The sequence below is a fragment of the Polyangiaceae bacterium genome (assembly GCA_016715885.1).
Lineage (GTDB): Bacteria > Myxococcota_A > Polyangia > Polyangiales > Polyangiaceae > Polyangium.
Genome location: JADJXL010000018.1, coordinates 190202 through 213575 on the forward strand (window position 1 = coordinate 190202; position 23374 = coordinate 213575).

The window sequence follows — 23374 nt, forward strand, 5'->3', positions numbered from 1 at the left end:
ATTCCGTGGACGAACTTCGCACTCGAAAGATGAAGATCATGAAGCGCAGAAAGCGCCAGGCATCTCGCCGTGGCGTGGCGCTGCTCATGGTGCTCGGTGCGATCACGGTCCTCACGGTTTTTCTTACCGAACTGCAGCAAGAAACGAGTGCTGGGTTTGCCGCCGCTCTTGCCGACAGGGACGCACTTCAAGCGGAATATTTGGCGAAGAGCGCCGTGAATTTGTCCCGGCTCCTCATTGCATCCGAACCGCAGATTCGCACCGGTCTTGGGCCCATGGGCGCCATGATTCCATTTAAACAACTTCCCGTCTGGGAGTTTACGGATGTCGCGCTCGGCCCCTTCAATGACGAAGCGGGCATGTCGGCGTTTGCCGGAATGCTCAGCGTCGATACCGCGACGGGCAAAGGGTTGGGTCTGACGAATGGCCGTTTCGAGGTAAAAATCGTCGACGAAGATTCGAAGATCAACATCAATCGTGCGTCGCCCATCTCCGATGTCGATCTCGAGCGGCAACTCGTGAGCCTCATGCAAGGGCCGCAAAATGCGCCGCTTTTCGAGGGCCGGGACCTCGACAATCAATTTTCGGACATGAACACCGTTTGTGGTGCGATTACCGATTGGGCCGATCAAGACGAAAACGTTTCGACGTGTTACGTAGGCGCGCAAGCCCAGGCTGCTGCGGGCGCCGAAGACAATTTTTATCAAATGATCGGCCTCGAATATCGTCGAAAGAACGCAGCCTACGATTCTCTTCAGGAACTGCGCCTCGTGCGGGGCATGAGTGACGATTTTTGGAGCACGTTCGTCGATCCAAACCCCGACGATCCCAAATCGCGCGTACTGACGGTTTGGGGTCAAAAGGCCATCAACGTGAACAGCGCCAATCCGCAGATTCTGCTCTCTGCGGCGTGTTCCGTGTGCGCGGGTGGCATCGCAGCGGCCGGTTCGTCCGCAACGCAGGGCATTGCCTTGTGCACCGATCCGCTCATTCAAGCTCAGTTTGTATCGCTGCTCGGTATCCTCCGGACGTTCCCCATTCCCATTTTCACGAAGCCCGCGGATTTCCCCAATTTGCTGAAAACCGGCAACATCGGCGGGCCGCTTGGAAGCGTCATCGGCCCCATGCTCGCTCCGCTCATGGCACAAGCCGGATTGCCTTGCGGCCTGACGGCGGGCGCAAACAAGCAATTCACGGTGACGAGCCGCGTATTCAGCATTTACGCCGACGGCGTCGTTCCTGGGCGTAAACGTACCACGCGCGTGCGTGTCCACGCCGTCGTCGATACGCGCGCGTCCAATCCGCTCACGGGCGGGCCGAATCCGACCAATGGGCACGACGACCTCCACCGGTTCTGCTGGTTCGTCCGGAGCAGCCGATCCCACTGCCGTAGACCCGATTGCGCTCATGAATTCGAGCCCCATGGGCAGAGTCGTTTATTATCGTATCGAGTAACCAAAGGTTTCCACTATGTCCAGAATTCTCGGAATCGATATTGGTAAAGCGGTCGTCAGGGCGGCGATCTTGCGGGTGAATTACCGCAAGATCACGCTCGAAGCGCTTGGTGAAGCGCCCGTCGTGGGACTCGAAGCGGATGCCATTCGCGCCGCTGTCGGAATGTACAAGCCGGATGCAGCGGCCATTGCGATCACGGGGGAAAAGACGTATTACCGTACGGTCGATTTGCCCGCCTCGGCGCTCAAGGAAATCGACAACGTGCTGCCTTTCGAATTGGAGGCGCAGCTTCCATTTGAAATCACCGAAGCCGTTTTTGATTATCGCATCGACAAGCGCGCGACGGGAAGCGAGACGGTGCCCATTTTTTCAGCCATCGCACGCATTGGCGACGTGCGCGAGCGCATTCATCTTGCGAACGAAGCGCTCGGTATCGAGCCCGAACGAGTCGGCACGGGGGCTCTTCCGCTTGCGAACCTCATTTCCATCATGCCCGACATCGAAAGGCCTTTCGGGAAAACTGCGGGTCCTGGTGAAATCATTCCGCCGGTAGCCATGCTGGATCTTGGTGAAACCACGAGCGACATCGTCATTCTGCGTGATGGCGAGCCCGTTTTTGCGCGGACGTTGTCTCGTGGAACCATGGGTTTGCCCGGGAGCGCTCCGGCCATTTCGCGAGAGCTTCGCCAGACGTTTGCTGCATGGCGCGCTTCCGGTGGTCCGCCGCTTGCGGGCATGTATCTCGTGGGCGGTGGCGCTGCGGCACAAGGCGCCGAAATGTATCTCTCGACGGAGCTTGGCATTTCGATATTGCCTTTGCCGAGGCCGAATCTCGAGGGAGTCACGCCCGAGCAGGAGAGCATGCTCCCGCGTTTTGCCAAGGCGATTGGGCTTGCCATGGGCCTCGTCGGCAAAGCTCGCGGAATGAATTTGCGCAAAGGGGCGCTCGAGGCTGCGCGAAGTTATCCATTTCTTCGTGAAAAGATACCGCTCCTCGTGGGCCTCGGTTCCGTCGTCGTGCTGAGCTTCGCCTTCAACTTGGCGGCGGAGCATTCGAGTCTCGGTGTCGAGCGCGAGCTGCTTCTTTCGCAAGTCGAAACGGCAACGGGCGAAGTTTTTGGTGAAGAAATCAAGGATGTCGACAAGGCGCGTGAAATCCTCGACAAAGGAGCGAGTGCGGCCGATGATGATCCATTACCGCGCGCCGATGCTTTCGATGTCATGGTCAAGTTTTCCGAAGTGGTTCCCAAGGAAATCGTGCACGACGTTCTCGAATTCGATCTCAATCGCGGTCATGTGACCATTCAAGGCACGGTGCCGTCGATTCCGGATGCGCAGGGGATTGCGGACAAGATGAAGGAGCACAAATGCTTCAAGGACGTGAAAATAAGTCGCACGGCGCAATTCACGGGTAACAAGCAGAAATACGTGCTCGAATTCGACCTGAAGTGCGAAGAGAAAAAGCCGAAGAAGAAAACTGGCACAGCGGCAGAGCCTGAAGGTAGTGCATCCACGCCGGCTGGCAAGGAGGAAGGCAAGTGACATTCGCAGAACGCCTCGACAAACTCGAGCCGCGCGAGCGTCGGCTCCTCGGATTGCTGGCGGGCATCGTCGTGGCATTGCTCGTGCTGGCGGTGCCGCTTTATGCCTGGAGCGCGGTGCAAGATGCTCGCTCGAACAACGATCAAATCCGCGGGCTCATCACCGACATCTACAAGGCGCGAACGAATGCTCTTGAAAAGCGAGCCAAGCAGGAAGCGCTCTTGGCGCGTTATTCCAAGCCTGCTCCAGCTCTTGCCGGGTTCATCGAAGACGCGGCGAAGCAAAACAACATCACGGTCGCCGATGCGCAGGACAAACCCGAGGTTCCGCACGGCAAGAAATACACCGAACGCATCACGGTCGTCAAACTTCACAAAGTGGGGATGCTCAATTTGGTAAAACTCCTCGAGAAAATCGAGCAATCCGGGCATCCTGTGGCCATCAGTCGCCTCAACATTCGTCCCCGGTCGGGCGAACCCGATTCGTATGAAGTGGAGCTCGGCGTCAGCGCGTATGATCGCAAGCCCGACGCCAAGGAGAAAGAAAAGGGCGAAGCGAAGGATGCGGCCCAGGAGGAGAAGCTGCCATGAATCGCCTCGTCCGCATTCTCAAATTCCTCGCGTACCCGGCGCTCTACATGACGTGCTTGGTCCTCTTTTTCTATGTCACGTTTCCCTGGAATCGGCTCAAAGATCGCGTGATTGCCGAAGTTCAGGTCCGCGCGCAAAAGCCCAAGAGCACCATCAAGCGTGTCGAAATCGACGAGCTCGATTCGTATTGGTTCACCGGTGTCGAAGCCACCGGCGTACGCCTTTATTTGCCTCCGCCCGATGATCACGCGGGCGATAAGGACAAACCTGCCGAATCGGTGGTGAAAGTCGACGAGCTGAATGCGCGACTCCAAGTTTTGCCACTATTTCTCGGGCGCCTTCGCGTAAAATTCTGGGCGCATGCATTCAACGGTGACATCAACGGCACCATTCCCGTGGGTGCATCGGCCGGCCCGGTCGAGATCGAGCTCGACCAAATCGATCTATCGTACGTCGACATCATCAAAGATACGCTCGGCATTCCCATCAAAGGCGTCGCGACGGGGAAATTGGAGCTTACGGCAGAGGGCGGCAAGTTCAGCAAGGCCAGCGGGATGCTCGATTTGGCCATCAATGGCGTATCGGTTGGCGACGGTAAATCAAAAATCAAGAACCAAATTGCCCTGCCCGAGGCGAAGCTCGGCGACTTGATCATTACGGCCGAAGCCAAAGATGGAGCACTGAAAGTCACCAAGTTCGAGGCCAATGGGACGGACATCGAGCTCGCCGGCGACGGCAAAGTCAACGTTCGCGAGCCTGCTAATAATTCCCTGGCCGACCTGTACGTGCGATTCAAGTTTACCGATGCATATCGCAACAAGAGCGATTTGACGAAGACGTTGCTCGGTACACCCGGCTCCACCGTGCCGTCGCTATTCGAATTGGCGGATCCGCGAATCAAGCGCTCCAAGCGATCCGATGGGTTTTACGGCTGGCACATTCACGGTCAGCTCGGGAGACTCAGGTTCGATCCATCGACGTCGGATGGACCGTCGCCTGGTCGAGGGCGTGGCAAAGGCGATTCGCCCTTCAATGCAAAAAAGGCGGCATTGCCGCTCGGTACGTCCACCGCGCGCGACGATAAAGACGACAATGCTCCGCCGCGTCCTGCGGCGCCCGAACCGCGAGCAGCAGAGCCGGATTCGCCTCCGCCGCCCGAGCCCGAGCGTGCTGCAGAGCCTCCACCAGAAGCCGCGCCTCCCGCGGGCGCCGACGATGCGCCGTCGCCGCGTAATCGGCCAGCGCCCGAGACGCAATGAATCGAGGGATAGTGGCCGGCATGTGAAAACCCCAGATTACGATATCATCATCGTGGGAGGTCGTCCTGCGGGCGCCTCGCTCGCTGCGCGGCTTGGAAAACGTGGTTTACGCGTTCTCGTCGTCGATCGAGCAACGTTTCCATCGAATCCGGGGGTCCCGTCTTCGCCGGCGGTGCATTGCGGAGCGATGGCGCTGCTCGACGAAATTGGTATCGACGAGGCCGATTATGCGGACGAGCACGCGTGCATGCGAGCGCTTCACGTCGAATTGGCCGGCGCTTTCACTGCCGTCATGCGCGTGCCGCCCTTGGCTGCGGGACGCGATTACGTGCGCGGCGTCGACCGATACTCATTCGACGACCTGCTCTGGCGAAAGCTCGAGCGATTTCCATCCGTCGAGCGGCGTTCGGGGTTTGCTGTGACAAACGTGATCCGTCGTGATCATCGGGTGGTGGGAATCGTTGGCGGGTCGAAAGGCGAGCGACCACGAGAAATCACCGCACGTTGCGTCGTTGGCGCCGATGGCCGATTCAGCCTCGTTGCGCGCAAAGTGGGTGCGGATGTCATTGAAGACGCGCCCGAACACACCAGCACCGTGTATTTTGCCAATTGGTCGGGCGTCAAGCCAATTCACAACGAATATTCGGCGGGCTACGTCTATGCAACGGCTCGGGGCCTCGATGTCCTGTTTTTTGCAATGCCCGATGGCCGCTGGTCCATCAATACGCACGCTCGATCCGACCGAGTTCGCATCAATGGCGATGCACAGCGATATTACCTGGATACGTTGCGCTCGATTCCTCGCGTTTGGCAATACATCGACCGAGCGGAGCGGGTTTCACCGATCATCGGCATCAAACAAATTGGCAATGGATATCGTCGCCCGAGCGGTCCAGGTTGGGTGCTCGTGGGTGATGCTTTGCATTACAAGGATCCTGCCGACGGCCAAGGCATTTATGATGCATTGATCGAGGCCAAGCTCCTCGACGCGGCGCTTGCACGTTGGCATTCCGAAGAATCGTCGTGGGACGCAGCCATGGCGCAATATCGGCGAGACGTTTGGGCCGCCACGCATTCGATGTTCGTCGTGACGACGACGCGTATCAAGCGCGAGCTCTATTCGGAGCCACCAATGCCCATCGTGCGCACCGTCATGCGATGGATGATGACCGATCCCGAGTATGGTAAAGCTTTCCTGCGCGTGCAAGGTCGGGATTGTCCGCCCGAATTGCTCTTGTCGAAGTCTCTTGTCGGGGGCGCCGCCTTGCGCGGTTTGGGGCGCGATGTTCTTTCCTGGATATCGCGCCGCCTGTCCCGTACCGCGTGAAATCGTTCAATGAGTGGCAATGATGGGCTCGCGAACCCACAATCAATTTTCCGGAAACATCTTCTCGACCCAATCGCCGATGGGATCGGGCCGTCCTACCATATTGTCGTAATTCCTGCCTGCGCCGTCGTGCACGAGGTCTTGCGAAACCGCAATGCAGTGGCCGGCGCGAGCATGTGCTTCGGCCTCGGGGACGGTGGCGCATTGGTACACGCGTGATGCACACGTATTGCAATGGCGCACGTGCGGATCGTCGGTCGGATGCAGCGTTTCCCAGCGCCGCTCGCAAACGAATGAAAATCGGACGCGCCGAGGTTCATTCGTAGCCTTGCCACAATTGAAAATGTCGCGGCGACGCATCATGCGCAAAAAGTCGTACCCAATTTCTCGTCCGAGTGCACCGTAGCGCCGATGCACGTTCACATCATCGGTCGCCTGGGAATTCAGTTTCACCTCGAGCCGCACCCATTCGGCACGCGATGGATCTAGATAGTCGAGAAATTTCGCATAGGCGAGGCGCCCGGTATCGTCGAGTTTGCCGTCCAAGGCCGCCATGAGATACGGGCGTTCGGTTTTGTCGCTGAGATAGTCGAACATCGAGCGAGTTTTTTTCGTCATCGAGCGAAGTCCTCCCTTCGTCAAGGCAATGAAATTTGGATGGCGTTTTCAATGAATCCGGCAGCAGAATGCCACGGTTATGACATAGTGACATTCGAATATCGTTGCATGTCTGGCATAGGAAGTAAAGAGTGATGTCGAGACTCCCCGAAAATCTGCCGTATTTCGAGCGATGTCGCTCGTCACGATTTCGGGCGTGAGCAGATAAATCAACGGACTGCTAGGGCATATCGATTCGCCGGACCATTGCTGCTAGCGGTCGTATCGAGGACGAGCGGCGTCTTGCACGACAAATGTCGTGCATCCCGGGCAAACTTGTGGCATGGTCGCAAAGCAATGAAACCGTACTTCAACACGACAGGCCCATGTTTTCCGGATGAGCATTACATGCTGCCGCCCGAACGACGTCTTGGGCGGGTGATGGAGCTCATCGACGACGGTAGATACTTCACGCTGCACGCTGGTCGTCAAATGGGGAAGACGACGTCGGCTCAGCGGCTGACCGAGTATTACAACCAAGGTAATAAATATCGGGCCATGTGGGTCGATTTGCAGACCGCGCGCGATAATCCCAATCCGAAAGAAGCGTTTACCACGGTGCTCAACAAGCTCGATTATAGTGTCAAGGTGCAATTACCTGACATTGGCATTCCGAGCGCTCGCGATCGGTTCATCGAAGATCCGGCGACTGCAGTGCTCATGTATCTTCAGGATTTGTCCACGCGTTCTCCACGTCCGCTCGTGGCATTTTTCGATGAAACAGATTGCTTGGTTGGCGCGACAGTGGTGTCGTTTCTCACACAGCTACGTGATGGTTACTTGAGTCGTCGTGAGACGCCCTTCCCGCACAGCATCGTGCTCGTGGGCCAGCGCAACGTGCGCGATTATGTGATGTCTCAGCAGGAGCGCATTGCGGTAACTTGGCTAGGCTCGGCATCGCCATTCAACATTACCGCAGAGGCGACGAGCATTGGGCCCTTTACCGAGGCGGAAGTGGGCGAGCTGCTTTCGCAGCACACGACGAAAACGGGTCAACGATTCGAGCCGGATGCGATAAAGCGTATTTATGAGTTGTCGCAGGGGCATCCCTGGCTCGTCAATGCGCTTGCCGATCAAATCGCCGAGCGCGACGTGCGCGATCGCAATGTCGCCATTACGGCTGATCACGTGTACGCGGCGAAAGAAACCATCATTCTCGAGCGCCGCACACACATCGATTCATTGATTCACAAATTGCGCGATCCCCGCGTGCGCAAGATCCTGGATCCCATGCTCGCGGGCGAGATGACCGGGGACGATGTGCTCGATGATGATTTGGCGTATGTGCTGGGACTGGGCATCGTGCGCGTCGTTCGAGGCAAGGTCGAGATTGCGAACCCGATTTATCGGGAGGTGATCCCGCGTGCGCTCACGTATATGAGGCAGCTTCAAATTCCTGCCGAAACAGCAACCTTCGTGCGTGCGGACGGATCGCTCGACATGCCAAAGCTGATGGCGGAGTGGCAAATGTTTTGGCGTGAGGATGGCCATATTTCAGCCGAGGGGTTTGGTTATCGCGAGTCGGGTCCACACCTGATGTTGATGGCCTTCTTGCAGCGAGTGGTCAATGGCGGTGGTCGAGTGGAGCGTGAGTACGGGCTTGGTCGCGGAGCGCTGGACCTGCTCATCGAATGGCGCGACGCTCGTCATGCGATCGAAGTAAAGCTGCGACGCGATACGGTCACTGAGGAGCGTGCTTTGGCGCAGACCGCGAGCTACTTGGACAAACTCGGGCTCGACGAAGGGTGGCTCGTGCTTTTCGATTTGCGATCGACGCTGCCGTGGGCGGAACGCTTGACCACGCGCACCGTGGAGGTGAATGGCAAGCGAATCGTCATCGTGGGCTGTTGAGGCGGCGCCCCAATCCACTTTCCCAGCGAATACGGCGGCAAGAAAAATGTCGGCGAAAACTAGACGACCGTGATGGTTTGTCCGGTCAATTCACCGGAAGCCCTTCGCCGGGCTTCATTTCATGCGTCGTCGGATCGTACTTGGAACTGCACTTGGCCATGACGAGCGTCGCTTCGAAGTCGTCTGGCGACTTCAACGTCCCTTCGACGGTCACTTGCACGCCCCCGCCGGGTACGTCCCGGAACGTGTCCGGAATGATGCATTGCGGGTATCGCACGGGGAGCGTTTCCTTGTTTTCTTTTCCGTGCAGCGTGAATCGGTATTCGCAAGGTTTGTCGCGCTTTTCGAGCGATCCTGGTACGAGCTCACCTTCCACGCGCACCTTGCGGCCCATCAGTTTGTCTTTCTGGGCCATGAGCTGATCCACTGGAGTTGCGTAAATCGCAGCTTCTTTGAAGCCCACCATGAAGAGCGCCACCAAGGCCCCGACCATCACGAGCAGCGTGATCAGGAGGCCGAGGCTCGTTTTCGCCTTGGGCGCAGCCGCTCGAGGTGCTGGTGCGACCGCTACCGGCGGCGCCGATGCGCGTCCCGTGTCCTCCGATCCAAGCCCTGCCGCCTGCGCGAGTTCGTCGTCCAGCTTGTTGCTCATCGCGTGTGACCTCGGCGGAGAGCGTAGCGAATGTTCGCGCTCCGGTCGAGTCTGAGACGCAAAAAGGAGCCTTTCGGCATTGCCGGTAACCCTCCTTCACACAATCCCAGCGTCCGCGCGACCTGCAAGCAACCCAAGGCCCCGTGTCCTCGACGTGAGCGACCGCATGCGCTGCTTGGAGGTCAAAACAATTGTGATGTCGAGCTTCTCGTGCATCAGCGTCTCGGACGGAGTATATGGTGAGCGTTTCCGTGACGCGTCGACTTCGCCCATCGTCTCCGTTGATCCTGGCGCTCCTCTTGCTCGCTTCCGCGTGCTCCGGGGTTTCTCCTGCCGAACCTGGGCCGCGCAGCACGGCGAGGCCCCGAGCGCGCGATCGCGCGACGACGCCGTCCGTGACGAGCGCGGCTGCGTCAGTGGCGAGAGCGCCGTCGCCTTCTGCGGAAGTCGTCCAAGGTCGAACCGTTCTCACAGCGCCTGTCCCGACAAACCTACCCACGGCGGTGGAGCCTTTGCCTGCGGACGCTGCCGCGCTGCTCGTGTCGCACGCAGCGGACGAGCGCGAAGGGTTTGTCCGATGGATCGACGACGCGGGGCAAGTAGGCCCGATCGTGCGGCTCGTGGACGAATACGTGGTGACGGCGTTTTCGCGCGCGGACAAGAAGCGCGAGCTCGTGACGAGTGACGGCGAGAAGCTGTGCATCGCGCGATTTGCGCCGGATCAAACGGCGGCCGAAGCGCGCGTGTGCGAAACGATCGAAGCGAAAGCTTTGGCCGTGGCGGGACGAAAGCTCGCGGTGATATCGATCGAGGAGCACAAGACGAAGGTTGAAAAACCGCGTGCGAGCGTTCCGGCGCGAACCACGAAACCCAAGAGTCGCCGCGCGCCCGAAAAGCCGGCTGCGAAAACACCGGCAAAGAAAAAGCCTGCGACGCCAAACAAAAAAAATCCTCCGAAAAAGAAAAAAGGCGCAACCAAAAAAGCTGAAAAGAAAATCGAATTCGTCATTCGTCGCAACGTGGAGGTCTTGGCGCAATGGGCGACGAGTGATGGGTTTGGCGAGGCGAAAAAAACTGGATTGAAATTCGTCCCGCCGCTCGATGGAATGACCATCGTGGATGCGAAAGCGACGCCGCAGGGCGTGGTGCTCGCATGGTTCGAGAAAGCGAAGCCAACGGCGTCTGCGCCCAAAGTCACGACAAAAGGTCCTCCGGCGCTCGGGTGGGCCGCCATTTCATCCGGAATCATCGCGAACGACGGAACGTTCGACGAAAAAAGCAAAAAGCTCGTCGTGGAAGGCGAGCTCGATTGGGGCTTTCTGCGAGGTTTTTCCGGGCCACGATTCGTCGATATGATGGCCGGAATGGCGCTGCTCACGCAAAAAACGTCACGCGGCGGTCCGTGTGAGCTGACGAAAATTGGCGACAGGGGGCCGCTCGAGCTGCCGCAATCGATGTGCGCGATCGATCCTGGGGCATGGCCGAGCGTCGACACGAAGGCAATGGAAGCGATTTTTCAAGCGGGGCCCAAGCGCAGGCCGGGGCAACCGAAATACGACGCCGAGCTCGTGGCGTGGGCTGGAGACAGCGCGTATTTCGTATCGAGCGATGGATTGAAGCTGCATTCGGCCAAGCGTGACGGGGTCGTGCGGGAAGAACCGGCACCGTTCGTCGCGCGACGAGCTCGCATGACGGGGGCCGCGATTCGCCCGGATGGAAGCGGCGAAGTGATTGTCGATGGGCAATTGCATCGCCTGGATGCATCCGGCGACGTGCGATTGGATGATCAGCCAGGAAAAACTCTGGAAGCTCGTCGAGCGGTCGATTACGAGGGACGGTGGAAAGTCAAATTGCCTGGTGGAGGCAGTTGGCTCGCCGATCGAGATCGCCAGCGCGTGATCTGGCTCGACAAGGACGGGCATGAAAAAGCGGCTGCCACGTGGCCCGAAGGGCAATCCGATGCGGTTTGTCGTGACGGTTTGCCCGGAAAAAGGTTTGTCCCGTCGGTCGTACCGGGTGAATTCGTCGATGTTCCGGCGCTCGCTGCACCCGGGATATGCGTGGTCGGCGAGCCTGTGTGGGCAGCGGATGGATCGCTGAGGTGGTTCGGTACGTTTGCGGAAGGTTTGGATATTCTGCCGGAAGTGCGCATCTTGCGAGGTCTAGGGAAGGCGACTGCGACGCTGGTTGCGAGCGCCGAGCCGTCAGCGAGCAAAAAATCGCCATGTCCGCCCGAAATGGTTTTCGTCGATGGGAAACTGTGTGTGGATCGATTCGAGGCGACCCTTGTGGACGTGGAAAGTGGTCGCGAAATGTCACCGGATTTCCCCGTGACGCCAAATTTATTCGAAATTGCACTCGGAGATTGGGCCACGGGACGCAGCCGCGTAGGGAGCGTGTTTGCTCGCGCGATGCCGCTTCCGTTCGTGCCCGAATGGCAGCGCGGAAAAAAGCTCGACGTCATGGCCACACCGCGTCCTCATGTGCGGCCAAATGGGTACTTGACGGGACTCGTTGCGGAAAGCGCTTGCAAGGCGGCAGGAAAACGCTTGTGTACGCTGGACGAGTTCGTCCTGGCATGTCGAGGTGAAGACGACGTCCAATTCCCTTATGGAGATACGTACGTCGATGGAGCGTGCAACGTCAATCGCGATGTGCATCCCGCGGCGATGCTGCACGACAATGCCTCCATTGGGCATCTCGATCCACGACTCAATCGAGTCCGTGTTGGTGGTTCGACGCTTTTGCGCGAAACGGGGGCGACGTCAACGTGTCGTAGCCGGTGGGGCAATGATGCGATTTACGACATGGTCGGCAATTTGGACGAATGGGTCGACGAAGAAGGGGGCGCGTTTGCGGGAGGGTTTTACGCGCGTTCGACCCGCGCGGGATGCGACGCGGTCATCACGGCGCATCCCAAGAGTTACCTCGACTATTCCACCGGAGTGCGATGTTGCAAAGACGCGGCAAAGTGACGTGGCCCCTGTAAGATTCTCCGCGAACGCGCGTTGTAGCCCGCCGAAAGGACATCCATGAAGCGACAAGCCTTTTATCTTCCGGTTCTTTGCGCGCTCGTTCTCGCCACGGGCTCGGGATGTGGTGGCGGAAATTATCAGCCCTCGCGCTCGGCCAATTTTCAAATCGATCGGGAGGCGGAGATCGACGACGATGACATTCGGAAGGCATTCGACGCAAGGCCGCAGATGCCGGCGTCATCCATTCGTTTGTCCTATTACACCTTCGATCCGGAGATTGCCAACGATCTCGATAAGACATTTTCGACGATGCCTGGGGTATCGAGTGTGTACCGCATTCCTCCGTTGCTCGTGACGGGGCAGCGGCGGAATCAGGAGAATCACGGATATTATGGGCAACCGCAGGAAGTATCGGTGAAAAAGCTGCGGCTTTTGGCTGCTCGCGCGAAGACTGACGTGATCGTGATCGTCGATCATGGGTATCGCAATCAGGGCATCAATCCGCTGGTTTCTTTCAACATGCTCATCTTGCCCATCTTTTTCATGCCCTTTCTCGATACGCTCGTGAAGGGGTATGTCGAGGCGTTCGTGGTGGACGTGCGCAATGGGTATCTGTATGGGCATTTGGTTCAGGAGGACGAACGCGGCAGCGAATATTCGACCATTTATAGCAAAAAGGCGAATGAATACGCTGCGGAGCAATGGAAAGACTTGCGCGTTCGTCTGGGCAACGACCTTGCGAAATTGATCGAACAGGAGCGAACACGCAAAGAACCGAGCGAACTGGCGGCGCCTCCGCCGGTTTCAGCGCCGCCAGTTCCCGCAGCGGCTCCACCCGTAGCACCGTAATCGTTTCAGATCAGATCTTGATTTGAACGCTCGCGTCGCGCGTCAGCCGCCCCGAGAGATGCACGATTTCTCGGCGCCCGCGGTGCCCCCCAAACTCGCCTGCTTCGCAGGCTCGAACAGTGGGACCCCCCACGAGCGCCGAGAAATCGCACATCTCCCAGGGCTATGTTTGCGTCATTCTTGGGGAATGGGAATGTGCTTTATGGACGGCCCCGTGTCCCGTCTACTTTTTCGGTTTGCTTTTCGCGGGTTTGGCTGGAAGCACTGCCGTTTTGCAGCACCGAAATCCGGTCGAATAATCGTGGTAGGTCGGTTCGTGCGCGATGGTTGTGTACGTGCATCCGGGGCCGTGTTCGATGGTGGTGCTGAAAAAACCGCCCATGAACATGGCATTGCCCGCTTTCCAAGGCTGGGTTTTACGTTCGACACCGTCTTTGGCAAGAACTTCTTCGATGTCCGTGCCGACGGTGTCATTGACCCATTCGTGAAGATTGCCCACCATGTCGTAGACGTCTTCGGTCGAATGGCAAGTTTCGTATTCGGATGACTTTGCCAAAAATCCGGGTTCTTGATTCAGCTTGGGGTCGTTGAAGTTATCGTACGTCCAGCCGCCGGGACGCGGTCCGAAAAACGTGTGGAGCAAATGCGGCTTGCCCGTGTTGCAGGCGCCGCGTTTCCCTTTGTTCCCGTAAGGATACCGATATCCATTGTTGCCTTTGCAGGCGCGCATCCATTCGGCGCGGGAGCACAATCGTTTGCCCGCGTGCGTACAGGCCGCTTTGGCTTCGACGCGGCTGACGTAGGCTTGCGGAAACGCGCCCGCAGCGCTATGGGCGATGTAATACGTATCGTCTTTGGGACGTTCGTAATGAGGCCACGGGGTCGTCGTTCCATCGTCGTTTTTCGTGAGGAAGTGCCCTTCCCAGCGGTCGACGCAATATCGACCGATATGCACCATTTCGGGCGGACATGCTGGAGGGGGGCCGGCATCGGTCTCGGCGGATGCGTCGAGCAACGATGCGGCAAGAACAGCCGCATCGACGCTTGCGTCGCTTGCATCGTTGCCCGCATCGGCAATGGTTTTTTCTGCTGAAGAAGCGGTGGAATGAGCTGGCGGCGCCGTTTCGGTCGTCGTGGGTGAACCGGCGTCCCGCGGGCTTTCGTCGGGCGACCGACATGAAATGAAAATGGTCGTGGCGACGAGCACGGAGAGCGTCGAAAAATGCAAGAAGCTACGTTCAGACCATTTCATGACGAATCTCGATGGATGAAATTCGGGCAAGACAAGCGACCAAACTCTGCCTGCGAGGTGCCTGGGCGGCGAACTGATGCTACACCGCGCCAGCGTGCCGTGCTATGTGTTCAAGGTTTTGTGCGGAGCGCGGCTTTCGAGTGAGGCGGCGCGCATTCGAGCCTAGCCTATCTTTCGTTGGCCTGCAAAACGATCGGAAAGGTTGACCGGACGTAGTTCGTTGGATAGAACATCGCCCCTGATCGAACTGATCGAACGGTAGTCATTTTTGCACTGTGGCGGTGACATGCGCGTATGTATTTTCTTCGATGGTAAGAACTTCCACTCGGGTTGGCGTGACGAGGCTGCTGGACGGCGTCTGACGTTTCCCAAACTTTCGAAGTGGCTCGTCGAACGGGTTGGCGGATCGCTCCTCTGGGGCGCCTATTACTATACAGGAATCGAGATGGGCCCCGCAGCCGTGACCGAGGGCCAGAAAAAACTCGCCGGTTTTCTCGACATGCTCGAGCTTCAGCCAGGGTTTTTCGTCAAGCGTTTTCCCCGCAAGACCACGATGTTCCAGTGCGCTGCGTGCGGTGCGGAAAACAAGTATACGCAGGAGAAAGAAGTCGATACCACAATGGTTGCGGACATGCTTCGTCTTGCAGCCGTTGGTGCTTTCGACGTGCTCGTCCTGGTTTCCGGCGATTCGGATCATGCACCTGCCATCGAAGGCGTTCGCGCCATCGGCCGGCAAGCGTATGTATCGACGTGGGGACGCGCTGGCCTTTCCGCTCGTCTCCGAAAAGCCGCGTTCGACCATATCGACCTCATGGAAGGTTTGTCGTACTTCGAGGATGCCGAAGGGGCGTCTCCGCCCGTCCCGCCCGGTTCCGAACCGCGGTATGCAGCGGAAGATTTGCCGCCCGCATCGCCTCCGATGCCGTCGCTGCTCGCTTCCCCCGCGCCGTCGCTGGCCGCTCCGGCCGCTCCGCCCAAAGAATCATCACCCTCGGCGTTTCCCGCTCCGTTTGTCGCGACGAGCGCTCCGATGTCCGAAGACGATGGTGTCGCAGTCGAGCACAATCATCATGAAAATGGCGACGCGTCCGCCGCGATGGGCGTTGCGCCGGGTGCTGCTGTGGGCTCGGGCATGACGTTTTCGTACGAACCAACCGAAGAAGAAGTTTACTTCATCGAAGAGTTGCGAGCTGCCGAACGCAGGCTTCGCAATGGGTACGTTGGGGCAAACTATTTCGTTACGCGTTGGCAATCGAGCCGCCTGGACCCGTCGCCCGATGCGCGCCGCCGCATGCTCGAACACCTCGTGACGACCGGTCTCATCGAAGTTTATCACGCGCTCGATGGCAACGCAGCCTTGCGCGCGCGCTGGATGAACGAACGCTCTCTGACGCAATAAGTCATAATCCAATCTCACCGCGGATTGGTAACGTGCCAATACGCACGTCCCGCGAAAGACTCGATATGCGATCGACGAGCGGCATCATGCCGACCGCGGGCAGCATGCGAGCGGGCTCGTGCATGGGCAGGAAAAAATTGTCCCAATGCGACAAGAGCACGCGCTGCGGCGACAAACTGCGCATCACTCGTTCCGGCAGGTCCGGCGACGCGCGCCAACCGGCGACGCACAATAACAATAGATCGACGTTTTGCGGAATGACCCCACCCGGCGTGAGCTCGGCGCTGCCCAAATGCACGATCGTCCGTCCCGCCACTTGGATTTCGACTCGAAATACAGCGCCACAACGATAGTCCCCCGTTTTCACGGGCACGTCGTCGCAATCGGCAATGTCGCCAGGGTAGGGAACTCGGCCGAGCAAAAACCTCGAATGGGCGCTTGGAGCAAATCGCAACGTAAATGGTCCCACTTCGGTGACGATGGCTTCTTGGCCGGGATTTCGTTCGACCATTTGCAATTGTGATTCGGGGAGTTTCGCCGCTTGGCACAGCCTGATCGCCGAACGCGAACCGAATACCTTGGCGCCCGTGTGTTTGGCAATGGCCGGGACATCGAGCGCATGATCGAAATGCGTGTGACCGACGACGATTGCATCGGCACGCGGCACATAACGCGCGATCGCATCGAGATCCGAGGAGATGTGCCCAAGGAAGCAGCGACGGAGCGATGCGCGCGTGATGTACGGATCGAGCAAGACGACATGATCGTCGCAGCGAATCTCGAATCCCGCCGTTCCGAGCCATCGAATGTGAACTCGGGCGTCTCGTTCGGCAATGAATTCGTCGTGGGTGAATTCCAAGGTTTCCGGGTGCACCGAGAGCGGTATAGCCGGTTTCGTTTTCCGTGAATAGTGCCGAGGAGCGGCCCGAGCGAAGGTTCTTCGGAACGACCGAAGCGTCGGTGCAGCGTCGTGGACAGGGGCCGATGCGGTCGTGCTAATGTCGCGCGCATGAGTGACGGCGTCTTCGACCTCGAGAATCCGACCGAAGAACATCGGATGCTGCGGCAGATGGTGCGCACCTTCGCGCGCGATGTGGTGGAGCCTCAAGCGGAGGAGCACGATCGCTCCGGGACGCTGAACGTGGAGCTGTTTCGTCGCGTCGGAGAGCTGGGGCTGCACGGGATCACGATTCCATCCGAGCACGGCGGGGCGGGCATGGATGCGACCGCGGCGGTGATCGTGCACCACGAGCTGTCGAAGAGCGATCCAGGGTTTTGCTTGGCGTACCTGGCGCACGCGATGCTCTTCGTGAACAACTTTTTTTATGCGGCCAGCGATGCGCAGCGGGCGCGGTACTTGTCCAAAGTGATCTCGGGTGAGCACATCGGGGCGATGGGCATGACGGAGCCGGGAGCAGGCACGGACGTGCTGGGGATGCGCACGACGGCGAGGCCGCAAGGCGATGGGTTCGTGTTGAAGGGCCACAAGGCGCTCATCACGAACGCGGTCGATGCGGACGTGTTTCTCGTCTACGCGAAGGTTGAAGACAAGATCACGACGTTTGTCCTGGAACGAGGCATGCCGGGGCTTTCGACGGGCAACAAGACGCCGAAGATGGGCATGCGCGCCAGCACGCTCGGGGAAATCGTGATGGAGGACGTGTTCGTTCCGGCGGAAAACGTGCTGGGAACGGTGGGTGGGGGTGTGAAGAACATGATGCGCAACCTGGAGATCGAAAGGTTGACGCTGGCGGCGATGAGCTTGGGGATCGCGGATCGGTGCGTGGAGATCATGGTGCGGTACGCGACGGAGCGGGCGAGTTTTGGCAAGCCGATCGCGGAGCACGGGCAGATTCAGCGCTACATCGGCGACAGCTACGCGAAGACGGAAGCTGCACGAGCGCTCGTTTACACGGTGGCGCGTGAGGTTGGGCCGGACAAACGCAACCGCCTCGGGACGGATGCGGCGAAGCTTTTTGCGGCACCGGTGGGCAAGGAAGTTGCGGACAACGCGATGCAGGTGCTCGGGGGCTGGGGCTACTGCAACGAATACAAGGTGGAGCGGTTCCTGCGGGACGCGAAGCTTTTGGAGATCGGCGGCGGAACGCTGGAATCGCACCAGAAGAACCTGACGAAGGAGCTGACGCGTAAGTTTGCGGCTACGTAGGGTTTGAAGCCGGGCCTGGAGTTGCACGCTCGCTACGCGCGCGTGGGACGCGCGCATCGCGAGGCTAGTTTACGATGGGGGGGCCGAGGCTCGCCTCCCGGTGCTTTTGCTGCGCAAAAGCACGGCGAGGCTCGGCCCCCCCATACCCCCCGGGGTCGGACCGAAAGCTTGTCCAATCATTGGTGCTCAAACCTTCGTGAGCGCGTAGATGTCCACGTCCACGCCCGGACTGTAGAGCGCAAGCGGTTCTTCGTTCGATCGGGGGATGCCGGCTGCGGCGAGCATGCTCTCGTCCCACGACTCGACGCGCGCTTCGTGGAGCGGATACGGCACGTGGTGCACGCGTCCGATGGACAACCCCGATCTCGTTTGGGCGTACAGGATGTAGCGCTCGGCAAAGAAGTGCTCGCGCGTTCCGGGTTTGGCCGGACCCACCGCATCGCCAACGTGGTACTTGGCGCGAAATTCTGCGGGACGCGGGCCAGGAAAAAGCCTGCGGCTTTCGTAGTCGATGGTGCTGTCAGACTTGTCGAGGCGCATGGAGGCGCGGTGATACGGAAGCGCCCAACCCGTGCGCGCTACGACGACGGCAAGCGTCTTGGCAGCATCGAGGCTGAAGAACCACACGCCAGGATTCTGCCCGCGAAAGTGCACGTACGTGCGCACGTTGAGCTCGTGGAAGTGGGAGATGCCCGGGACCGACGGAGACCAACGCGGGGCAACGTCGCGCATCGTGAAGGGCACGACGCCAACCCAAGCCTTCCCTTCGAACGTGTCGACCGTGAGCTCTTTGGGGAGCAAACGTTCGAGTGCTTCTCGAGGCACTTCCCAATGGAGAAACAGGAGATCACGCCACCTTTGGAAACCAGCAGGACGGCCCGCTGGGCGTTCGGCAGGACAAAGACGATCCATCATCGAGGTTCGAACGTACCGCTTGACGCGCGGATGGGGAGGCTCGAAGCGAACGAATCGTGACACCTGAACAGGCGGAACAAGATGCCAAGAAGGGGACGCTGAAGCCGGTGTACCTCGTCGTGGGAGAAGAGCGGTTTCTGGCCGATCGCGTGGTGCATGCGCTGCGCGATGCGACGATGAAGGGCGGTATCGCGGGGTTCAACGAGGACAAGTTCACGGCGGGCGAAGCGACCGTGGATGCGGTGCTGTCGGCGGCGAAAATGGTGCCGATGATGGCCAAACGGCGGCTGGTCATGGTCAGGGCCATCGAAAAGTGGGAGGGACGGAAGTCCGAAGGGGAAGACGACGAAGACGAAGCGCCGGCGGCGAAGGGCGAAGGCAAACGGGGGGCGAAGGATGCAAGTCCGCTCGATGCGCTGGCCGAATACGCAAAAGCTCCGATTCCGAGCACGGTGCTGATCTTGTCGGCGACGAAGCTGCACGCGCAGCGCAAATTGATGACGCTGGCGAAGAAAGAAAACTTCATTGTTACGTGCGAGCCGGTTTCTCGAAAAGCTTTGCCGGATGTGGTGAAGTCGTTTGCCAAGGAACGAGGGCACGACATTTCGTTCGAAGTGGCGGACCATTTGGCGGAAATTGCGGGACCGGAATTGGGATACGTGGCGGACGCCATCGAGCGTTTGTCGCTCTTCGTGGGCGAGGGCAAACCCATTACGGACGATGCCGTGGCGACGATGGTGACGCGGGTTCGTTCGAGCACGGTGTGGGAGCTGCTCGACGCGCTGGCAAAAAGGCAGCTCGACAAAGCAATGGCGACGCTGGCCGACGTGGTGGACCCGCGCGAAGGAGGTCTGAAGTTATTGGGGACGGTGGCGTGGTCCGTCCGGCAGCTCGTGAAAATGGACGCAGCATTAAAAGCGGGGTCGCCTCCGGACGAGGCGGCAAAAGCTGCGGGCGTGCCCCCATTTCGCGCGCGGGACGTGCAAGCTACGTTGAAGTCGCTGCCGCGCGGGACGCTGAATACGTGGCTAGCATTATTGGCAGAGGCGGATCGAGCGCTGAAGAGCTCGCGCAGGCCGGCGCAAGCGATTTTGGAGACGATGGTGATATCGATGTGTCAGTGGAAGGGCTAACAGCCCGTTGATTTATCTGCTCACGCCCGAAATCGTCGGTCGACATCGCTCGAAATACTGCAGTATTCCTCGCTCAGTCGCCCTAGCTTTCGGGCGCTCGCGACGATAATTCAACGGGCTGCTAAGTCGCCTTTGCTTCGACGCCGGAAACGGCATCCGCGCTTTCGATGACGCCGTCTTGCGGAAGCGTCGGCATCCACTTGCCAAGCCGCTCGAACGCCGCGCAAATCTGATTGCGCGTGCGCTCCTTCAATGCGTCGAGGTCGCTCATCTCGAGCCCCTTCGTTTCGATGGGCTCGAGCACTTCGATGCGCGCTTGGCACTTCACGCCGAAGACCCACGAATTTTTCGGAATGGCGTGCCGAGTACCCGCTACCGCAACTGGCAAAATGGGATACCCCGTTTCAATGGCGAGACGAAATGCGCCGTCCTTGAACGGCATGATTTCCCCATCGCTCGATCGTGTGCCTTCGGGGAAAAGCATGACGCTCATGCCGCGGTCGAGGTACCACTTGCACCTCCCCATCGCGCTCTTGGCGCTCTCCTTTTCGCCGCGACGCAGACGCACGTCACCCGCCATGCTCATCATCCACCCGAGCCCCGGGACCTTGAAATTGGATTCCTTCGATACCCACTTCATTTCCCACGGCAAATAACTGATGGCCGGAATGTCCGCAATGGATTGGTGATTCGCGACGACGATGAACGGACCCGACCCGCGCGGCCTTTTCCATCCAGATATCTTGGCGCTCCAGAGCGGGTTGAACCGGATGAGCATGGTGCCGCATATGCGGAAAAACCTACCGACGATTTTTCGTACGCGGTCGAAAGGTGCGGTCAAGACAAACACGATCGCCACGAGAAACGTGGATAGGATCACGAGCGTTACGATTTCGAACCAGTTCCAAAGAGAGACGAGCTTGGCTTTCACGGTGGGTCGAACACGTGTACCCGAATGCGATCGAAATGGCAAGCTTCCGACGATAATGACGCAATGCGCACAGGCGTCAAAACACCGCGCGAGCGTGTCCGTGACCGATTCCTGACAAAGAGGCGATCGAAATGGCACAATCGAGACGTTGCTCGGGGCCGAGAAGTGATCTGGAGGGTGCCAAGCGTGTCCAGGGTCGAGTTTGCCTGATTTGCAAGGTCCGACTACCCCGCGTTCTCCCTTCTGCTACGCTCCGCGCGCCATGACGAATCAAGCGCATTCCTCTCTCACCGCCGTCGTCCTTGCTGCAGGCCAAGGAACGCGCATGAAAAGCGCTTTGCCGAAGGGTCTTCACGAGCTCTGCGGCCGGCCCATGATCGATTACGTCGTCGACGCAGCGCTCGCCGCAGGATGCGCGGACGTCGTGGTCGTCGTGGGGTACGGTCGAGACGAGCTTGCGGCGCATCTTTCGCGGACGTATGGCACACGCGTGCGTACGGCCGTGCAGGAAACGCAACGAGGCACGGGCGATGCAGTGCGCGCGGCCCTCGGTGCAATCGATGCCTCGACCGACCACGTGCTGATTCTCTGTGGCGATACGCCGCTCGTCGACGCTGCCGAATTGTCCCGTTTGCGTGCCGTTTGTCAAGGCAACATTCCGCTGGGAATGCTCACCGCAAAAACCGACGATCCCACGGGGTATGGCCGCGTGCTCCGCGATGCGACGGGTCGAATCATCGCGGTGCGCGAGCATCGGGATGCAACGGACGAAGAGCGGCGCATCAATGAAGTGAACGTGGGCGTGTACGTTTCTCGAACGACGTTTCTGCGCGAGGCCATCGCCAATCTTCAGCCGAACAACGCGCAAGGCGAGCTTTATTTGACGGACATCGTCGCACGCGCATCGACCGTGGAAGAAGTGGCGTCGGTGCGAGCCGAAAGCACGGCGGCGCTCGTGGGCGTCAACGACAGGGCGCAGCTTTCCGCGGCCGAAGAAGTGATGTATGCGCGCATTGCCGACAGTGCAAGGCGATCGGGTGTGACGGTGCGAGCAAGCGCGCGAATCGATGCGCGGGTGGTCATCGAGCCCGACGCCGTGATCGAACACCATGTGGTTTTACGCGGCAATACACATATCGGCGCGGGCGCGCGCATCGACGTGGGAAGTGTGCTCACGGACGTGAAGGTTGCCGCCGGAGCCACGGTAAAACCCTATTCCGTGTGCAGCTCGTCGAGCATCGGTGAAAATGCTCAAATTGGACCATTTTCCCATTTACGCCCGGACAGCCAAATCGAAGCGGACGCGCATATCGGCAATTTCGTCGAAACGAAAAAAACCATCGTCAGACGCGGCGCAAAGGCCAATCATTTGGCATATTTGGGCGATGGCGACATCGGCGAAGGCGCCAACGTGGGCGCGGGGACCATCTTCTGCAATTACGACGGCTTCAAAAAGCACAAAACCGAAATTGGCAAAGGTGCCTTCATCGGCAGTGATACGCAAATCGTTGCACCCGTGCGCATCGGCGTGGGCGCCTACGTGGCGACGGGAACGACGGTGACCAAAGACGTGCCCGACGATGCGCTCGCCATATCGCGTGTCAAGCAGGACAACAAAGAAGGATACGCATCGCGCCTCAAGGCACGACTGGCAGCAAGCTCAGCAAAAAAGACGGGCTCGAGCGACTAACGGCTCATTCGGCATCGGCGACGTCGACGTACGACGCGCCCAAGTCATTGATGTCGATGCGCGGCACCGAATGCCCCATGCGCACGCGCTTGGTCTCGAGGTACGCGCCGCTGTACGAGTTTATCCCGACGAGCGCTGGCGCTCGCCGCTCCACGTTGATCCCAAGCTCCCGAAGTGCTTGCACCTTGAGCGGGTTGTTCGTCATGAGCTCGATCGAACCCACGCCGAGATGTTCGAGCATGTGGACCGCGGGCGTGTATTCACGGGCATCGTCGGGCAGACCAAGGAGCCGATTGGCATCCACCGTGTCGTGACCTCGAGCTTGCAAACCGTACGCTCGAATCTTGTTCGACAAACCAATGCCTCGGCCTTCTTGCCGCAGGTACACCACGACTCCATGCCCTCGGCGCGCAATTTCTGCCTGCGCCGCATCGAGCTGCCCTTTGCAGTCGCACTTCAGCGACCCAAACACTTCACTCGTCAGACATTCCGAATGCACGCGAACGAACACCGACGATCGTCCACGTACTTCACCCATCACCAGCGCTACATGATCTGGAGACAGTCCACTGTCTTCAGCTTGCTTGCCGCTGCGGAACACGATCATGTCAAAAAGCCCGTGTGCAGTCGGCACCGGGGCTTGTGCAAGGATCTCGAGCCGAGGCCGGATCACCGTATCGGGGACGTGCATCTCGAGTTGCTCTCCTGTTCATTCATTACCGCACCAAGG

The 23374-nt window shown here is 59.2% G+C and carries 19 protein-coding genes; 12 read left to right on the plus strand and 7 right to left on the minus strand.

The window, feature by feature from the left end:
• The first annotated feature begins 5 nt into the window (after positions 1–5).
• From IPM54_21945 to IPM54_21965, 5 genes are read left to right on the plus strand one after another with little or no spacing between them, the layout of a single operon-like run.
• Positions 6–1502 (plus strand): general secretion pathway protein GspK, encoded by a 1497-nt coding sequence (locus IPM54_21945; protein MBK9262452.1) that lies wholly within the window; start codon positions 6–8, stop codon positions 1500–1502.
• Positions 1471–2997, plus strand: coding sequence for a pilus assembly protein PilM (gene pilM / locus IPM54_21950; protein ID MBK9262453.1), 1527 nt, complete (start codon positions 1471–1473; stop codon positions 2995–2997). The genes IPM54_21945 and pilM overlap by 32 nt, the downstream gene beginning before the upstream one ends.
• On the plus strand, positions 2994–3587 hold the full coding sequence (locus tag IPM54_21955) for a type II secretion system protein M (protein ID MBK9262454.1): 594 nt from the start codon (positions 2994–2996) through the stop codon (positions 3585–3587). The genes pilM and IPM54_21955 overlap by 4 nt, the downstream gene beginning before the upstream one ends.
• Positions 3584–4846: a type II secretion system protein GspN gene (gspN, locus tag IPM54_21960; protein MBK9262455.1), complete on the plus strand. Its 1263-nt coding sequence runs from the start codon at positions 3584–3586 to the stop codon at positions 4844–4846. Before IPM54_21955 ends, gspN begins: the two co-directional genes overlap by 4 nt.
• 22 nt (positions 4847–4868) lie before the next feature.
• Entirely contained in the window at positions 4869–6173 is a 1305-nt protein-coding gene (locus IPM54_21965; GenBank protein ID MBK9262456.1) for an FAD-dependent monooxygenase, read from the plus strand.
• A 42-nt stretch (positions 6174–6215) separates the two neighbouring features.
• Here IPM54_21965 and IPM54_21970 read toward each other — a convergent pair whose 3' ends face one another.
• On the minus strand, positions 6216–6791 hold the full coding sequence (locus IPM54_21970) for a hypothetical protein (GenBank protein MBK9262457.1): 576 nt from the start codon (positions 6789–6791) through the stop codon (positions 6216–6218).
• A gap of 336 nt (positions 6792–7127) precedes the next feature.
• Here IPM54_21970 and IPM54_21975 point away from each other — a divergent pair, with 336 nt between their 5' ends.
• The gene (locus IPM54_21975) at positions 7128–8681 is read left to right on the plus strand and encodes an AAA-like domain-containing protein (GenBank protein ID MBK9262458.1); all 1554 of its coding nucleotides are present in this window, start codon (positions 7128–7130) and stop codon (positions 8679–8681) included.
• A gap of 85 nt (positions 8682–8766) precedes the next feature.
• Here the strand turns inward: IPM54_21975 and IPM54_21980 are convergent, their stop codons facing one another.
• On the minus strand, positions 8767–9333 hold the full coding sequence (locus IPM54_21980) for a cytochrome c maturation protein CcmE (protein ID MBK9262459.1): 567 nt from the start codon (positions 9331–9333) through the stop codon (positions 8767–8769).
• Between the two features lie 251 nt (positions 9334–9584).
• On the opposite strand from IPM54_21980, the gene IPM54_21985 reads away from it, so the two are divergent.
• A complete protein-coding gene (locus IPM54_21985; GenBank protein MBK9262460.1) occupies positions 9585–12308 on the plus strand; it encodes a hypothetical protein in 2724 nt (907 codons plus the stop codon).
• Positions 12309–12365: 57 nt separating this feature from the next.
• The gene (locus IPM54_21990) at positions 12366–13157 is read left to right on the plus strand and encodes a hypothetical protein (GenBank protein MBK9262461.1); all 792 of its coding nucleotides are present in this window, start codon (positions 12366–12368) and stop codon (positions 13155–13157) included.
• Between the two features lie 223 nt (positions 13158–13380).
• Here the strand turns inward: IPM54_21990 and IPM54_21995 are convergent, their stop codons facing one another.
• Positions 13381–14409 carry an SUMF1/EgtB/PvdO family nonheme iron enzyme gene (locus IPM54_21995; GenBank protein ID MBK9262462.1) on the minus strand — a complete coding sequence of 343 codons (1029 nt, stop codon included), beginning with the start codon at positions 14407–14409 and terminating at the stop codon, positions 13381–13383.
• Positions 14410–14695: 286 nt separating this feature from the next.
• Between IPM54_21995 and IPM54_22000 the strand changes: the two genes are divergently transcribed.
• The gene (locus IPM54_22000) at positions 14696–15808 is read left to right on the plus strand and encodes an NYN domain-containing protein (protein MBK9262463.1); all 1113 of its coding nucleotides are present in this window, start codon (positions 14696–14698) and stop codon (positions 15806–15808) included.
• 1 nt (position 15809) lies between these two features.
• On the opposite strand, the gene IPM54_22005 is transcribed toward IPM54_22000, so the two are convergent.
• Positions 15810–16862 carry an MBL fold metallo-hydrolase gene (locus IPM54_22005; protein ID MBK9262464.1) on the minus strand — a complete coding sequence of 351 codons (1053 nt, stop codon included), beginning with the start codon at positions 16860–16862 and terminating at the stop codon, positions 15810–15812.
• Between IPM54_22005 and IPM54_22010 the strand changes: the two genes are divergently transcribed.
• Positions 16818–17975 (plus strand): acyl-CoA dehydrogenase family protein, encoded by a 1158-nt coding sequence (locus tag IPM54_22010; protein MBK9262465.1) that lies wholly within the window; start codon positions 16818–16820, stop codon positions 17973–17975. The genes IPM54_22005 and IPM54_22010 overlap by 45 nt on opposite strands.
• Before the next feature lie 186 nt (positions 17976–18161).
• On the opposite strand, the gene IPM54_22015 is transcribed toward IPM54_22010, so the two are convergent.
• On the minus strand, positions 18162–18887 hold the full coding sequence (locus tag IPM54_22015) for a DUF2071 domain-containing protein (GenBank protein ID MBK9262466.1): 726 nt from the start codon (positions 18885–18887) through the stop codon (positions 18162–18164).
• 59 nt (positions 18888–18946) lie between these two features.
• Here IPM54_22015 and holA point away from each other — a divergent pair, with 59 nt between their 5' ends.
• Entirely contained in the window at positions 18947–20023 is a 1077-nt protein-coding gene (gene holA / locus IPM54_22020) for a DNA polymerase III subunit delta (protein MBK9262467.1), read from the plus strand.
• Positions 20024–20144: 121 nt separating this feature from the next.
• Here holA and IPM54_22025 read toward each other — a convergent pair whose 3' ends face one another.
• Positions 20145–20954: a 1-acyl-sn-glycerol-3-phosphate acyltransferase gene (locus IPM54_22025; protein MBK9262468.1), complete on the minus strand. Its 810-nt coding sequence runs from the start codon at positions 20952–20954 to the stop codon at positions 20145–20147.
• Between the two features lie 262 nt (positions 20955–21216).
• Between IPM54_22025 and glmU the strand changes: the two genes are divergently transcribed.
• Positions 21217–22644 carry a bifunctional UDP-N-acetylglucosamine diphosphorylase/glucosamine-1-phosphate N-acetyltransferase GlmU gene (gene glmU / locus IPM54_22030; protein ID MBK9262469.1) on the plus strand — a complete coding sequence of 476 codons (1428 nt, stop codon included), beginning with the start codon at positions 21217–21219 and terminating at the stop codon, positions 22642–22644.
• 4 nt (positions 22645–22648) lie between these two features.
• Here glmU and ribA read toward each other — a convergent pair whose 3' ends face one another.
• Positions 22649–23335: a GTP cyclohydrolase II gene (gene ribA / locus IPM54_22035; protein MBK9262470.1), complete on the minus strand. Its 687-nt coding sequence runs from the start codon at positions 23333–23335 to the stop codon at positions 22649–22651.
• Positions 23336–23374 lie beyond the last annotated feature (39 nt).